Below are 14,396 nucleotides of genomic sequence, written 5' to 3'. Positions count from 1 at the left end.
TCGGACCAATGCCGGTTCCGGCCCGGTGGGTGTGCGGTGCCGGGAAGGAGCACCGGTCGTGGTGGTGGGGGTGCCGGGTCCGGTGCAGGTCGGCGGGCGGGAGGTCGCCGCGATGCGGCAGTGGGCGCTGCTCGCGCTGGAGGTTGGGCGGATCGTGGGGCACGAACAGCTGATCGGCGGCTTGTACCCGCGGCCGCTGGCGGGTGCGGTCGCAGCGGTCCACGCCGCCCCTGCCGGTCTCGGCGGGGGCGGTGCAGCGCCTCAGATGCGCGGTACCGCGCGGACCAGGGTGCGGGTGTAGTCGTGTTCGGGGTTGAGCAGCACCTGGTCGACCGGGCCCTGTTCGACGATCTTGCCCTGGTGCATCACCGCGACCCGGTCGGCGATCTGCCACGCCAGCCCGAGGTCGTGGGTGATGATCAGGGAAGCGAGGCCCAGCTCGCGGCGCAGCCGCAGCAACAGCGCCACGATCTCGCCGCGCACCGAGGCGTCCAGGGAGGCGACCGGTTCGTCGGCCACCAGCAGGCGGGGTTGCAGCACCAGGGCGCCGGCGATCACCACCCGTTGCTGCTGGCCGCCGGACAGCTCGTGCGGCACGGCGTCGAGGTACACCGTCGCGGGCCGCAGCTCGGCTCGTTCGACGGCGGTTGTGACCTGTGCGTGTTCGTCGTCGGCCAGGCCGTGCACGCGCAGTCCCTCCGCGACGGCGGCGTAGACGGTGTGGCGGGGGTTCAGGGCGCTGGCGGGGTCTTGGAGCACGAGCTGCACCTGGCGGCGGAACGCCTTGAGCGACCGGCCCGAGCGGGGCACCTCGGCGCCGTCGAAGACCACCGTGCCGCAGGACGGTGACCGCAGGCCCATGATGGCGCGGGCCAGTGTCGTCTTGCCGGAGCCGGACTGCCCCACCAGCGCCACGATCTCCCCGTGGCCGACCTCCAGGTCGACGCCGTCGACCGCGCGGGTCCGGCCGTAGTCCACGCGCAGGTCGCGCACCTGCAGCAGTGGCCGCGGGGGGTCTTCCGCGGGCTCGGTCCAGCGGTGGGCGGGGTCGCCGATGACCGGGAACGCCGCCGCGAGCGCCGCGGTGTGCGGGTGGCGCGGGTTCGCGATCACCGTGCGGGTGCCGCCGCGTTCCACGAGCGCGCCACGGTGCATGACCGCCAGGTCCTCGCAGGTCTGCGCGAGCACCGACAGGTCGTGGCTGATCATCAGCAGGCTCAGGTCCTGCTCGGTGACCAGCCGTGTGACCAGTGCCAGCACCTGGGCCTGCACCACGACGTCGAGCGCGGTGGTCGGTTCGTCGGCGATCACCAGCCGCGGTGAGCACGCCAGCGCCATCGCGATCATCACCCGCTGCTTCTGCCCGCCGGAGAGCTCGTGCGGGTAGGCGCGGGCTTTGCCGGCCGGCAGCTCGACCTGTTCCAGAAGCTCCCGGACGTTGCCGGGCGTGTGGTGCAGGCGCATCGGTTCGGCGATCTGCTCGCCGACGCGGCGCACCGGGTTCAGCGAGTGCATCGCCCCCTGGAACACCACCGACGCCGATGCCCACCGCACCGCTCGCAGCCGGCCCCACGACATCGCCGCGACGTCCTCGCCGTCGAGCAGCACCTCGCCCTCGACCCGCGCGGTCTTGGGCAGCAGCCGCAGCACCGACATCGCCAGCGTCGACTTGCCCGACCCCGACTCCCCCGCCAGGCCCAGCGTCCGCCCGGCGGCCAGGGTGAGGCTCACGTCGTCGACGACTCGCTTGGGTCCGTAGTGGACGGTGAGGTTCTTCAGCTCCAGCACCAGGTCACCTCTTCGGTGTCACAACGGCTTCCAGGGCGCGGCCGACCAGCGTGAACGCCAGCACCACCACGACGATCGCCACTCCCGGCGGCAACAGGAACCACCACGCCCGCTGCGGCACCGCGCCGTGCAGCTGCGCCTGGTGCAGCATCGCGCCCCACGAGATCCGGGTCGGGTCGCCCAGCCCGAGGAACGCCAGCGTCGACTCCGCCACGATCGAGGACGCCACCGCCAGCGTCGTGTTCACCAGCACCAGCGGTACCACCGAGGGCAGCACGTGCCGGCCGATCACGTGCAGGTGCCCGCCGCCCAGGGCGCGGGCGCGTTCCACGAACGGCCGTGCCTCGATCGTCAGGGTCTGCGCCCGCACCATCCGCGCCGTCGAGGGCCAGCTCGTCAGCCCGATGGCCAGCACGATCGTGCCCAGCCCGCGCGGCAGCACCGTGGACAGCGCGATCGCGAGCACCAGTGCCGGCAGCACCAGGAAGAAGTCCGTGACCCGCAGCAACGCCCCCGACACCAGTCCGCCGAAGTGCCCGCTGGTGATGCCCACCAGCGTGCCGATGCCCACCGACAGCACCGCCGCGGTCAGCCCGACGAACAACGACGTGCCCGCACCGGAGACGACCAGGGCGGCCACGCTGCGGCCGGTGTGGTCGGTGCCCAGCCACGCGGCCGCGTCCGGTGGCTGCCAGGCCCGTGCGCTGACCCGCGTCACGTCCAGCGCCTCCGCCGGCACCAGCCACGGCGCGAGCACCGCCACCACCGCCGCGACCAGCAGCACCACCGCGCCCGCGACACCCGAGCGGTGGGACAGCATCACCCTCATACGACCTTCACCCGTGGGTCCAGCACGCCGTGCAGCAGGTCGGCCAGCAGGTTCATCACCACGACCCCGCCCGCCGTCACCACCAGCAGCCCCTGCAGCAGGAAGTAGTCCGGTCCGGTCAGCGCGTCGTAGAACAACAGCCCCAGCCCCGGCCAGGAGAACACCGTCTCCGTCGTGATCGCCCCGCCGACCACCAGCCCAAACCGCAGGAACACCAGCGTGATCGCCGGCAACACCGCGTTGGGCACCGCGTGGCGGCGGCGCACCAGGTCGTCGCGCAGCCCTTTGGCCCGTGCCGTGGTCAGGTAGGGCGCGTGCATCTCCTCCAGCAGCGACGAGCGCATCACCAGCATGTACTCCGCCGCCACGACCGCGACCAGCGTGAGCGACGGCAGCACCAGGTGGTGCCCGACGTCCAGTGCCTGGGACAGGAAGCCGGGTGCGGTGTCGGTGTCGCGCATGCCGCGGGAGGGGAACAGGTCGCCGGTGGCCATCATGAGCAGCATGCCGAGCCAGAACGTCGGCACGGCCCACAGCGTCAGCGACACCCCGGTCGTCACCCGGTCGAACGCCGTGTCGCGCTTCCACGCCGCCCGGATGCCCAGCCACAGGCCCAGCAGCACCGCGATGAGCGTGCCGGTGCCGACCAGCAGCAGCGTCGGGCCCAGGCGTTCGGCGATCACGTCGGCCACCGGCCGGCGGAACGTGAACGACGTGCCCAGCTCACCGCGCAGCAACCCGGTGAAGTAGGTCCAGAACTGTTCCAGCAGCGGCCGGTCCAGGCCGAACTGCGCGCGCAGCTCGGCCTGCATCGCCGCGGTCGTCGGCCGTCCGCGCGTCATCGACACCACCGGGTCGCCGGGCACCACGCGGAACAGGAAGAACCCCAGCACCGCCACCATCACCAGGCTCAGCGCAGCACCGCCGAGCCGACCGAGCAGCCGCACGCTATTCGCGCTCCCCCACCGTCGCCCGCCGCCGCGCCACCACGGCGACCACCACCACGACCAGCCCCAGCAGCACCACGCCGCCGATGACCAGTGCCGTGCGGCTCACCGTCGCCGTCGTCGCCGCCCGGTCGGCGGGTTCGGCGCCGTAGTAGCCCCACACGCCGTTCTGCGCCATGATCACGCCGCCCTGCGCCGGTTGCGTGGTGAAGCGGGCGACGTGGTCGGACCGGTAGGCCTCCAGGGCGTTGTCGTAGGCGAGCACGACCGCGGGCACCTGGTCGTAGAAGCGGGCCTGCATCTGCTTGACCAGCTCGATCCGCTTGGACTCGTCGAACTCCGAGAGCTGGCGGGCGTAGAGCCGGTCGTAGGTCTCGTCGCAGAAGTAGGCGTCGGTGGTGCCGCCCTTGCCGTCCGCGCCGGGACGCTGCCCGCAGGTGTGCAGGCTCAGCACGAAGTCGGGGTCGACGTTGGTGGCCCAGCCGGAGAACGCCAGGTCGTAGGTGCCGGCCGTGGTGGCCTCGTTGAGCTGGTTGTCCGACACCAGCCGCACGTCCAGTGCGATCCCGACCTCGCCCAGCGACCGCTTCAGGTACTCCGAGGCCTGTTCGTCGTAGGCGCGTCCGGCCCGGCCCATCAGCCGCAGCGCCAACCGGGTCCCGTCGGCTTTGCGCGCGACACCGGCGGCGTCGAGGGCGGCGTTGGCCGCGGCCGGGTCGTACCTGCGGCGTTCCTGCTCGCTCGGTTGCCAGTGCCACTTGGCGAACACCGGTGGCACCAGGCCCGCACCGCGCTCGGCGTAGCCGAGGTTCACCCGGGAGACCAGCGCGTCCATGTCGACGGCCTGCGCGATGGCCCGCCGCACCCGCACGTCGCGCAGCGCCGGGTTGCCGTCGCCGATCGGTTCACCCGAGCGGGTGGCGGCGCCGGGGTTGATCAGCAGCTCGGTGAACCGGCGGCCCTGCGCCTTGTTGCGCGTCACGCCCTGCCGGCCGGCCAGCGAGTCGAACTGGGCCGGTGCCATCCGGTTGACCAGGTCGACCTCGCCCTTGCCCAGTGCCTGCACCGCGGCGTCGGAGTTCTGGAAGTACACGAAGTGCAGCTCGTCGTACTTCGGTGCGCCCCGCCAGTGGTCCTTGTTGGCCTTGAGCTTGATGAACTGCCCGGCCACGTGCTCGGTCAGCACGAACGGCCCGGACCCGACGACGGGCATCCGGTCGTTGGCGTAGTCCTTGACGGCGGTCACCTCCTCCCACACGTGCCGGGGCACGATCGGGACGTCCAGCGCCAGCATCGTCACCTGCGGTGCCTTGGTCCTGATGACCACGGTGCGGTCGTCGGTGGCGGTGACGGACTCGAAGTTCGCGACGAAGCTGCCGTTGGCGGTGCGCGCGGCCTCGTCGGTCAGCATCAGGGTGTAGGTGAACGCGACGTCGTGGGCGGTGATCGGCTGCCCGTCGCTCCACTTCTTGCCCTCGGGCACCGTGAAGGTCCAGGTGAGCTTGTCCGCCGAGGTCTCCCACCGGCTGGCGATCCCCTCGGTCACGCGCTGGTCCTCGGCGGCGTAGGCGGTGAGGTAGTCGTACATCAGCCGGTTGACCTCGGTGCTCGACTGGAACACCGCCAGGAACGGGTTCAGCGAGTCGATCTGCTGCACGATCGCGACCTTCAGGATCGTCGGCTGCTGCGCCACCGCCGCCGGTGTCGTGGCCCCCAGGACGGTCGCGGCAGCGACCAACGCGCACAACTTCACCCGCACGAAATACCCCTCTCCCCAGCCGCCCGCCGCTACGTTACCCAGATGTGCGGATCATGATCTCGGCAGACATGGAAGGCGCCACCGGCGTCACCTGGACCGGTGACGTCGTTCCCGGCACCGAGCCGTGGCAGCGGTTCCGGCGGCTGTTCACCGGCGACGTCAACGCCTGCGTCGAGGGCCTTGTCGCCGGCGGCGCGACCGACGTGCTCGTCAACGAGGCCCACTCCTCGCAGCGCAACCTGCTGCTGGAGGAGCTGCACCCGGCCGCGCGGCTGCTCACCGGCCGCCACAAGCCGCTGTCGATGATGCAGGGCGTCGACTCGGGCGTGGACGGGGTGGTGTTCCTGGGCTACCACGCCGCCGCGGGCGACACCGGGGTGCTGGCCCACACCTACCTGGAGAACTCCGTCACCGGTGTGTGGCTCGACGGCGTCCTGGCCTCCGAGGGCCTGCTCAACGCCGCACTGGCCGCCGAGCACGGGGTGCCGGTGCTCATGGTCACCGGCGACGACCGCACCTGCGCCGACGCCCGCGCCTACGCGCCCGGCGCGCAGCTCGTGGCCGTGAAGGAGTGCGTGTCGCGCTACGCCGCGGTGTGCCTGCCGCCCGCGGTGGCCCACTCCCGCATCACCGAGGCGGCGACGCTGTCGATGGCACGCGCCGGGCGTGCCGACGGTGCCGTGGCGGCGCATCGCGTCGAGGTGGAGTTCGACGCCACCCACCTGGCCGACGCCGCCGCGGTCGTGCCGACCGTCGAGCTCGTCGGGGTGCGGCGGGTCGGGTTCGACGCGGTGTCGATGACCGAGGCGATGAAGGCGTTCAAGGTCGTCACGCACGTGGCCGCCGGGGCGATCGAGGGCATCTACGGCTGACCCCCGCCGCACACCCGGTGCGCTCGATCCTCCCGGATCGTGGGTGCCGTGACCTTCTCACGAGGCACCTGTGGTTACGGTGGCCCCATGACGTTGGACGTGGCACAGCTGTGTGCGCAGCTCATCCGCTTCGACACCACCAACCGCGGCGGCGGTGAGTCCCGGGGCGAACGCGAGGCCGCCGAGCACGTCGCGGCCGTGCTGCACGACAGCGGCGTGGTGCCGACGCTGCTCGAACCCGCGCCGCGGCGCACCAACGTGCTCGCCCGCATCCCCGGCACCGATCCCGACCTGCCCGCGGTGCTGGTGCAGGCCCACCTCGACGTGGTGCCCGCCGACCCCGCCGAGTGGAGCTTCGACCCGTTCAGCGGCGAGATCCGCGACGGGTTCGTCCACGGCCGCGGCGCGGTCGACATGAAGGACATGGTCGCCATGACGCTGGCCGTGGTGCACCGCTGGCACACCGAGGGCCGCCGGCCCCGCCGCGACGTCGTGCTCGCGTTCGTCGCCGACGAGGAGGACCTGGGCGCCCATGGTGCGCACTGGCTCGTCGAGCACCACGCCGGCCACTTCGCCGGGGTGCAGGCCGCGATCAGCGAGTCCGGGGCGTTCTCCTACGACGTCGACGGTGTGCGGCTGTACCCGGTCGGCACCGCCGAGCGCGGCACCTCCCACATGCGGCTCACCGCCACCGGCCGCGCAGGGCACGGGTCGCGGCGCAACCCCGACAACGCCGTCACCGCCCTGGTCACCACCCTCGCCCGCATCGCAGCCCACCGCCACCCCGTCGTGCTCACCCCGACCGCGGAGGCGTTCCTGGTCGGCGCGGGCAAGGCACTGGGGATCGAGGTCGACCTCGACGACGTCGACGCCACCGTCGCCCGCCTGGGCCCGGCTGCCAAGCTCGTCGAGAACACCGTGCGCTGCTCGACCACCCCGACCGTGCTCGACGCCGGCTACAAGGTCAACGTCATCCCCGGCACCGCCACCGCCGAGCTCGACGTGCGCACCCTGCCCGGCACCGTCGAGGAGGTCCTCGCCACCATCGACTCCCTGCTCGCCCCCGGCGTGACCAGGGAGCTGATCAACAGCCAGGCACCGGTCGAGGCACCGGTCGACACACCCTGGTTCACCGCCATGGCCGAGGCGCTGCGCGACGAGGACCCCTCCGCCGTCGTCGTCCCGTACTGCCTGGGCGGCGGCACCGACGCCAAGGCGTTCAGCAAGCTGGGCATCCACTGCTACGGCTTCGCGCCGCTGCTGCTGCCCGCGCAGGGGTACGACTACCGCGCGATGGCGCACGGTGTCGACGAACGCGTTCCCGTCGAGGGCCTGGAGTTCGGTGCCCGCGTGCTCGACCGGTTCCTGATGTCCTAACGCGGCGGCAGGGGCAGCGGCACCGCGGGCAGGCCGTCGATGCTCGCGACGTTCGTCGGCTTCTTGCCGGTGTACTCGCGGAACTCCTCGTCGGACTTGCGGCCGAAGTAGTCCGCGTGCAGCGTGCGTTCGGAGCGGTAGTCCATGAACGGCACGGCGAACCCGCAGGTGTCGCTGACCAGCTCCGCGTGCACCACGACGACCGCACGCAGCCCCGGCCCGTCGGCGTCGCCGAAGCCGGTGACCAGCTCGGTGAAACGCGCGTCGTCGCGGAAGACGACCTCACCGCGGCCGTGCACGCGCACGATGTTGGGCGGCCCGTCGAACGCGCACCACATCAGCGTGATCCGGCCGTTCTCCCGCACGTGCGCGATCGTCTCGGCGTGGCTGCCGCCGAAGTCCAGGTACGCCACCGTCCGGTCGTCGAGGACGCGCAGCGTGCCCGCGCGGCCCTTGGGCGAGAGGTTCACGTGACCGTCCCCGGCCAGCGGCGCCGTCGCCACGAAGAACACCTTCTGGTCCTCGATGAACTCCCGCAGCCGCGGCTCGATGCGCTCGTAGCTCTTACCCATGCCCGGCAGTATCGACGGCGTTGCGGAACCTGTCAGCCGTCTTTCCCAGGTGCTGAACCAGCTCCGGCGGACCGTCCACCTCGAACTCCGCGTCCAGCATCCCCAGGTGCACCGCCAGCACCTGCGGGGTGTCCGACCCGGCCGTCACCCGGCACGTGCGCTCGTCCACCGCCTCCACCAGCGCCGCCGGCACCCTCGCCGCGATCTCCGCCGCCGGCGCGTGCACCAGCACCGTCGTGCGCCACCGCCACGCCGCCGTGGCCAGGCCCTGGGCCAGGTGGGTCTCCAGGTCCGGCAGCTCCCGCGGCGTGAACCGCGGCCCGGCCGGCACCCGCGGCCGCACCCGGTCGGCGCGGAACGTGCGCCAGTCCTGCCGCGCCACGTCCCAGGCCACCAGGTACCAGCGGCCCCGCGCGTGCACCAGCCGGTGCGGCTCGACCTCGTGGCGGTCCTCGGTGCCGTCGAACGCCACGTAGTCGAACCGCAACCGCTCCCGTGCCCGGCAGGCGTCGACGATCGTCACCATCGCGTCCGGGTCCGGCTCCGCGCTCGTGCCGGTGCTGTGCTCCCGCACCGCCGAGACCCGGTGGCGCAACCGGGAGGGCAGCACCTGCTCCAGCTTCTTGAGCGCCCGGTCCGCGGTCTCGGAGTCCTGCGTGCTCAGGCTCAGCGCGACCGCCACCGCCTCCTCGTCGTCGAGCAGCAACGGCGGCAGGCTCGCTCCCGCGCCCAGCCGGTACCCGCCGGTCACCCCGGGTGTCGCGTGCACCGGGTAGCCCAGGGTGCGCAGCCGGTCCACGTCGTTGCGCACCGTCCTGGTCGTCACCTGCAACCGCCGTGCCAGCTCCGGACCCGTCCAGTCGCGCGGGGACTGCAGCAGTGACAGCAGCTTCAGCAGCCGGGCCGACGTCTCCAGCACCAGTTCCACCCCTCCCCGCGAACGCGGAATGAAACTTTCCGCAATTGTTCCCAGTGTGTCAGCCGTGAACACAGTCCGCGTGGAGGTTCCCCGGAGCGAGCCCGACGACCTGCGGCAACGCCTCACCACGCATCAGGCGAACCCGCGGGAGACCGCCTGTCGATCATGGCAGGGTGACGCCCATGTCCCGTGACCCCAAGGCAGACCTGCACCACTACCTCAAAGCAGCCCGCGAGGCCCTGCTGTGGAAGCTCGACGGCCTGTCCGAGTACGACGTGCGCCGCCCGCTCACCCCCACCGGCACCAACCTGCTCGGCCTGGTCAAGCACCTCGCCGGCGTGGAGCAGGAGTACTTCGGCGCCTGCATGGGCCGCCCCTTCGGCGAGACCCTGCCCTGGATCGACAACGGCGACCCGAACGCGGACATGTTCGCCACCGCCGAGGAGTCCCGCGAGTTCGTCCTGTCCCTGCACGCCCGCGCCACCGCGTTCGCCGACAGCTCCATCGAGGAGCTGCCCCTGGACGCACCCGGTGTCGTGCCGTGGTGGCCGCAGGACCGCAGGCACGTCACCCTGCACCTGCTGCTCGTGCACGTCATCGCCGAGACCAACCGCCACTGCGGCCACGCCGACATCGTCCGCGAGACCCTCGACGGCACCGCCGGCCTGCGCGCGGCCGTGTCGAACCTGCCCGACGGCCAGGACTGGCCCGCGCACGTCGCCCGCGTCGAGCAGGCCGCCAGGGAGGCCGCCGCGCGCACCACCTGACCTCGGACGGGGTGCGCTGCCCGCGGCGCGCGGCGCACCCGTCGCGGCGCGCACCTCGGTTGACGGTCAGCCCCGTTCCACCAGGTGGCGCCATACGGATGGCGGGATGACAGCGGGGCTTCACACGCACTACACATTGCGGAGCCATGTCCCTGCCGTGGTTCGAAAGGGTTGCCCTGCATGCGAAAAAGCCATCTCAGACCCCTGATCGGGGTCACCGTCGCCGCCTCGGTGTGCTTCGCGATGGGCGGCGTGCCCACCGGCGCGGCCCCCGACCAGGCCGAAACGTCGACGAACTACCAGGTCAGCGGGGTGCGCACCGCTGAGCAGCGCACCAAGGTCGCCAAGTCCGGTGCGGCGATCGACTCGGTCGAGGAACACGGCATCGTCGTGGTCACCGCGACCGGTCGTGAGGTCAGGAACCTGCGCGCGCAGGGGTTCGAGGTCACCGAGCTGCCCAAGCGGCTGGAAGCGAGCTCCGCCATCGGGCCGTTCGACTTCCCCGCGGCGGACTCGAACTACCACAACTACGCCGAGATGACGACGGCGATCAACAACGCCGTCGCCGCCTATCCGAACCTGATCAGCAAGCAGGTCATCGGCAAGTCCTACGAGAACCGCGACATCATCGCTCTCAAGATCAGCGACAACGTCACCACCGACGAGAACGAGCCGGAGGTGCTGTTCACCCACCACCAGCACGCCCGTGAGCACCTCACCGTCGAGATGGCGCTGTACCTGGTCACCCAGTTCACCACCCAGTACGCCACCGACGCGCGGATCAAGGGTCTCGTCGACAGCCGCGAGATCTGGATCATCCCGGACGTCAACCCCGACGGCGGCGAGTACGACATCGCGACCGGCACCTACCGGTCGTGGCGCAAGAACCGCCAGCCCAACGCCGGCTCCAGCAACGTCGGCACCGACCTCAACCGCAACTGGGCCTACAAGTGGGGCTGCTGCGGCGGGTCGTCGGGCAGCACCGGCAGTGAGACCTACCGCGGGCCGAGCGCGGAGTCCGCGCCCGAGGTCAAGGTCGTGGCCGACTTCGTGCGCGGCCGCAACGTCGGCGGCAAGCAGCAGATCACCGCGTCCATCGACTTCCACACCTACAGCGAGCTCATCCTGTGGCCGTGGGGCTGGACCTACGACGACATCGCACCGGGCCTGACCCAGGACCAGCGCGACACCTTCGCCACCATCGGCCAGTCGATGGCGCAGAGCAACGGCTACACGCCCGAGCAGTCCAGCGACCTCTACATCACCGACGGGTCCATCCCGGACTGGCTGTGGGGCACGCAGGGCATCTTCGCCTACACCTTCGAGATGTACCCCGGCAGCGCCGGCGGCGGCGGTTTCTACCCGCCCGACGAGGTCATCCCGGCCCAGACCTCCCGCAACAAGGAGGCCGTGCTGCAGCTGCTCGAACGCGCGGACTGCCCGTACGAGGCGATCGGCAAGGAGGCGCAGTACTGCGGTACCACGCCCCCGCCGACCGGCAAGTACTTCGAGAACGCCACGGACTTCCAGATCAAGGACAACGCCACGGTCAACTCCCCGATCGCGGTGTCGGAGGTGGCGGGCAACGCCCCGTCGACCCTCAAGGTCGCCGTCGACATCAAGCACACCTACCAGGGCGACCTGCGCGTCGAGCTGGTCGCACCGGACGGCACCGCCTACGTGCTGCACAACCGCTCCGGCGGCGGCACGGACAACATCAACACCACCTACACCGTCAACGCCTCCAGCGAGGTCGCCAACGGCACCTGGCAGCTGCGGGTGAACGACAACGCCGCCCAGGACACCGGGTTCCTCGACAAGTGGAGCCTGCAGTTCTGACCGGCTGACCGAAGCGGTCCCTCAGTGCGCCGGCAGCACACCGGCGCCCTGAGGGCCGTAGTCGCGCACGACCATCGAGTCGTGCAGCCGCACGCCCTTCGAGTTGAGCTTGGCCAGCGGCCGCACCAGCCACACCGGCAGCGACGTCGCCACCTGCATGCCGCGCACCAGCCCCGTGACCCCCAGCCGCGACCGCGGGATCAGCGTCCTGGCCATGCCGAGCGCGAACTCCCGGCTCGCGTGCACCACGCCGCGCATCTCCCGCTCGTAGCGGGCGAACCCCGCCACGTGGTCGCCGTCGGCGAGCTCCCCGGCCAGCACGTACGCGCCCAGCACCGCCAGGCTCGTGCTCCCGCCGACCGCGGGCCCGGGGCAGTGTGCGGCGTCGCCGACCAGCCCCACCCGCCCGCGTGACCACGTGTCCTCGCGCAGCTGGGTGATCGAGTCGAAGTAGAACGCCCCCTCGCCGTCCAGGTGCCCCAGCCACGAGTCGACCTCCGGGTGCAGGCCCGTGAACGCCTCCCGCAGCAGCTGCTTCTGCCGTGCCACGTCGCGGTGGTGGTAGTCGAGCTCGCGCTCGCGGCGGAACAGGAACACCGCCCGCGCGTCGCCCAGGTGCCGCGCCCCGTACAGCGCCGCGCTGCGCCCCGGCCCGATGTGCCCGGTCATCGCCCCCGGCACGCCCAGCTCCCGCGGCACCGACAACACCGCCAGGTACGCGCCGGTGAACCGCTTCGCCACCTCGCCGAACACCAGCCGCCGCACGTTCGAGTGCAGCCCGTCCGCGCCGATCACCAGGTCGAACCGCCGCGGTGCCCCGGCCTCGAACGTCACGTCCCCCTCGGTGATGGAGGTGATCGAGTCGCCGAAGACGTACTCGACGTCGGCGCGCGTGGCGTCGTAGTAGACCTCGCTGAGGTCGTCGCGCATGACCTCGACGTGCCGGTCCGACGCCGCCGCGAACAGCTTGGTCGCGTCCCCGCTGATCGGCCGGCGCGTGCCCTCGCGCAGGAACGTCAGCCGCTCGGTGCCGGTCTTCATCGACTCGATGCGCTCCAGCACGCCCATGCGCTCGGAGATCTCCATCGCCGGGGCGAACAGGTCGACCGCGTGCCCGCCGGTCTTGCGCAGCACCGGTGACCGTTCCACCACCGTCACCTCGTGCCCGTACCGCGTGAGCCAGTACGCCAGCACCGGACCCGCGATGCTCGCCCCCGAAACCAGAACCCGCACGTCACACCCCCTTACTTAACGGTCGGTAAGTGAGCTGGTGCCAGGCTAGCACCGCCGCTTACCTACCGTTAAGCAAGTTATGCTGCGCCCGTGGCCCGACCGTCCGACACCAAGCAGCGCATCCTCACGACCGCCCGCGAGCTCTTCGCGGCCAAGGGCGTGCAGCAGACCAGCCTGCAGGAGATCGCCGACCGCCTCGGCATCACCAAACCGGCGCTGTACTACCACTTCTCCTCACGCGAGGAGCTGATCCGCAGCATCGTCGAACCGCTGCTCAACGACGGCCAGAGCTTCCTGGAACAGATGGAACGCCGCGCCGACGTCGCACCGCGCGAGCTGCTGGAAGGGTTCTTCGACTTCCACCACCGCTACCGCGCCGACATGCTGTTCCTGCTCACCGAGATGACCACGCTCGCCGAGCTCGGCCTCATCGACGTCGTGCTGTCGTGGCGCGCCCGCCTGAGCAGGCTGATCTTCGGCGACCACCCGGCGCTGGAACAGGAGGCCCGCGCCGTGCTCGCGTTCGGCGGCATGCAGGACTGCACCATGCAGTTCCCCGACGCCCCGGTGGACGAACTGCGCGCCGCCACCGTCGCCGCCGCGTGGGACGCGCTGGGCCTGCCCGACTGAGCACCCGGCCGTTGCTGCCCAGGCGTCTGCAAGTACCACCAACACATGATCAAATCGCCGCTGACTACCACCAGCTGGCAACCTGCTCAGACGAGCAGCCGCTGCTGCGCCACGGCGCGCGCGAAGCCGTCCACGTTGTCGATCATGATGTTGTGCCCGGTGCCGGGCACCGCGACCAGCTGCACCCCGGCCTGCGTCAGCTCCCGCGCACCGGCCGGTGGGCTGTCGGCCGGGTGCAGCAGGACGCAGGGGATCTCCAGCTCCAGCAACAGCCTGCGCATCGTCGGGTGCGTGCCGCGCACCAGTCCGGCCGCGCTGCGGTACAGCGCCTCGCGCCCGGCCAGCCGCATCGTCGCCGCCCACTCGGGACCGGCGTCGGCGAGCACCTGCTCGTAGCCGTGCGAGAGGAACTCGGCCTCGTCGTAGGCGGCGATGCCGCGGCTGCCCAGCGCGCCGAGGTACGGCTCGAGCGGGTCGAGGTTGGGGTCGACGAGCACGAGGGAACGCACCATCTCCGGGTGCCGCGCGGCCAGCACGACCGCCACCGCGCCACCCATGCTGTGCCCGACGATCTCACTGCGCCGCAGGCCGATCTTCGCCAGCGCCACGGCGAGCGCGTCGGCGTGGCCCTCCAGCGAGTAGGCGAACCCGGTGGGGCGGTCGCTGATGCCGAAACCCAGCAGGTCCAGCATCAGGCTGCGGCGGCCGGCCAGCAGCGGGTGCGCGACGGCCTCCGCGTAGTAGGGCGCGGAGGACGCGCCGAGACCGTGCAGGTAGACGCGAGCGGGTGAGGCGCCGGGAACCTCGACCCACCGGATGTTGACCCCAGGTCTGATCTCGACGGCGCGCATGGCTGGACATTAC

At 71.5% G+C, this 14,396-nt stretch carries 14 protein-coding genes; 6 read left to right on the top strand and 8 right to left on the bottom strand.

Going from position 1 to position 14,396, the window contains the following annotated elements:
• Positions 1-58: 58 nt before the first annotated feature.
• The gene (locus tag ACZ7CF_RS08475; protein ID WP_470369265.1) at positions 59-301 is read left to right on the top strand and encodes a hypothetical protein; all 243 of its coding nucleotides are present in this window, start codon (positions 59-61) and stop codon (positions 299-301) included.
• On the opposite strand, the gene nikE is transcribed toward ACZ7CF_RS08475, so the two are convergent.
• Genes nikE through ACZ7CF_RS08455 form a run of 4 tightly spaced genes read right to left on the bottom strand, consistent with a single transcriptional unit; the run spans position 262 to position 5,323 of the window.
• Positions 262-1,788 (bottom strand): nickel ABC transporter ATP-binding protein NikE, encoded by a 1,527-nt coding sequence (gene nikE / locus ACZ7CF_RS08470; protein WP_470369264.1) that lies wholly within the window; start codon positions 1,786-1,788, stop codon positions 262-264. The genes ACZ7CF_RS08475 and nikE overlap by 40 nt on opposite strands.
• Before the next feature lie 4 nt (positions 1,789-1,792).
• Positions 1,793-2,617, bottom strand: a complete 825-nt coding sequence (locus ACZ7CF_RS08465) for an ABC transporter permease (RefSeq protein ID WP_360394535.1) — start codon at positions 2,615-2,617, stop codon at positions 1,793-1,795.
• Complete coding sequence (locus ACZ7CF_RS08460) at positions 2,614-3,564, bottom strand: ABC transporter permease (RefSeq protein WP_470369263.1); 951 nt, start codon at positions 3,562-3,564, stop codon at positions 2,614-2,616. The genes ACZ7CF_RS08465 and ACZ7CF_RS08460 overlap by 4 nt, the downstream gene beginning before the upstream one ends.
• A gap of 1 nt (position 3,565) precedes the next feature.
• Positions 3,566-5,323: an ABC transporter substrate-binding protein gene (locus tag ACZ7CF_RS08455; protein ID WP_470369262.1), complete on the bottom strand. Its 1,758-nt coding sequence runs from the start codon at positions 5,321-5,323 to the stop codon at positions 3,566-3,568.
• Positions 5,324-5,367: 44 nt separating this feature from the next.
• On the opposite strand from ACZ7CF_RS08455, the gene ACZ7CF_RS08450 reads away from it, so the two are divergent.
• Positions 5,368-6,195 (top strand): M55 family metallopeptidase, encoded by an 828-nt coding sequence (locus ACZ7CF_RS08450; RefSeq protein ID WP_470369261.1) that lies wholly within the window; start codon positions 5,368-5,370, stop codon positions 6,193-6,195.
• A gap of 87 nt (positions 6,196-6,282) precedes the next feature.
• Positions 6,283-7,572 carry a M20/M25/M40 family metallo-hydrolase gene (locus ACZ7CF_RS08445; RefSeq protein WP_470369260.1) on the top strand — a complete coding sequence of 430 codons (1,290 nt, stop codon included), beginning with the start codon at positions 6,283-6,285 and terminating at the stop codon, positions 7,570-7,572.
• On the opposite strand, the gene ACZ7CF_RS08440 is transcribed toward ACZ7CF_RS08445, so the two are convergent.
• Together ACZ7CF_RS08440 and ACZ7CF_RS08435 are read right to left on the bottom strand one after the other, a co-directional pair.
• A complete protein-coding gene (locus tag ACZ7CF_RS08440; protein WP_470369259.1) occupies positions 7,569-8,144 on the bottom strand; it encodes a pyridoxamine 5'-phosphate oxidase family protein in 576 nt (191 codons plus the stop codon). The two genes, ACZ7CF_RS08445 and ACZ7CF_RS08440, sit on opposite strands and share 4 nt — an antisense overlap.
• Complete coding sequence (locus tag ACZ7CF_RS08435; protein ID WP_470369341.1) at positions 8,137-9,063, bottom strand: helix-turn-helix transcriptional regulator; 927 nt, start codon at positions 9,061-9,063, stop codon at positions 8,137-8,139. The genes ACZ7CF_RS08440 and ACZ7CF_RS08435 overlap by 8 nt, the downstream gene beginning before the upstream one ends.
• Before the next feature lie 182 nt (positions 9,064-9,245).
• Here ACZ7CF_RS08435 and ACZ7CF_RS08430 point away from each other — a divergent pair, with 182 nt between their 5' ends.
• Positions 9,246-9,830, top strand: a complete 585-nt coding sequence (locus ACZ7CF_RS08430) for a DinB family protein (protein WP_470369258.1) — start codon at positions 9,246-9,248, stop codon at positions 9,828-9,830.
• A 180-nt stretch (positions 9,831-10,010) separates the two neighbouring features.
• Complete coding sequence (locus ACZ7CF_RS08425) at positions 10,011-11,669, top strand: M14 family metallopeptidase (RefSeq protein WP_470369257.1); 1,659 nt, start codon at positions 10,011-10,013, stop codon at positions 11,667-11,669.
• Between the two features lie 21 nt (positions 11,670-11,690).
• On the opposite strand, the gene ACZ7CF_RS08420 is transcribed toward ACZ7CF_RS08425, so the two are convergent.
• Entirely contained in the window at positions 11,691-12,902 is a 1,212-nt protein-coding gene (locus ACZ7CF_RS08420) for an FAD-dependent monooxygenase (RefSeq protein WP_470369256.1), read from the bottom strand.
• 90 nt (positions 12,903-12,992) lie between these two features.
• Here ACZ7CF_RS08420 and ACZ7CF_RS08415 point away from each other — a divergent pair, with 90 nt between their 5' ends.
• Positions 12,993-13,532: a TetR/AcrR family transcriptional regulator gene (locus tag ACZ7CF_RS08415; RefSeq protein ID WP_470369255.1), complete on the top strand. Its 540-nt coding sequence runs from the start codon at positions 12,993-12,995 to the stop codon at positions 13,530-13,532.
• An 86-nt stretch (positions 13,533-13,618) separates the two neighbouring features.
• Here the strand turns inward: ACZ7CF_RS08415 and ACZ7CF_RS08410 are convergent, their stop codons facing one another.
• Entirely contained in the window at positions 13,619-14,383 is a 765-nt protein-coding gene (locus tag ACZ7CF_RS08410; RefSeq protein ID WP_470369254.1) for an alpha/beta fold hydrolase, read from the bottom strand.
• Positions 14,384-14,396 lie beyond the last annotated feature (13 nt).

Source organism: Lentzea sp. NPDC036955, from assembly GCF_055608005.1.
This window is presented reverse-complemented; position numbering and strand designations above follow the sequence as displayed.

What these genes read in the sequence shown, in the direction of transcription:
- ACZ7CF_RS08465 (WP_360394535.1), bottom strand. Translation starts at nt 2,617, where the DNA reads ATGAGGGTGATGCTGTCCCACCGCTCGGGTGTCGCGGGCGCGGTGGTG.
- ACZ7CF_RS08410 (WP_470369254.1), bottom strand. Translation starts at nt 14,383, where the DNA reads ATGCGCGCCGTCGAGATCAGACCTGGGGTCAACATCCGGTGGGTCGAG.
- ACZ7CF_RS08445 (WP_470369260.1), top strand. Translation starts at nt 6,283, where the DNA reads ATGACGTTGGACGTGGCACAGCTGTGTGCGCAGCTCATCCGCTTCGAC.
- ACZ7CF_RS08440 (WP_470369259.1), bottom strand. Translation starts at nt 8,144, where the DNA reads ATGGGTAAGAGCTACGAGCGCATCGAGCCGCGGCTGCGGGAGTTCATC.
- ACZ7CF_RS08430 (WP_470369258.1), top strand. Translation starts at nt 9,246, where the DNA reads ATGTCCCGTGACCCCAAGGCAGACCTGCACCACTACCTCAAAGCAGCC.
- ACZ7CF_RS08425 (WP_470369257.1), top strand. Translation starts at nt 10,011, where the DNA reads ATGCGAAAAAGCCATCTCAGACCCCTGATCGGGGTCACCGTCGCCGCC.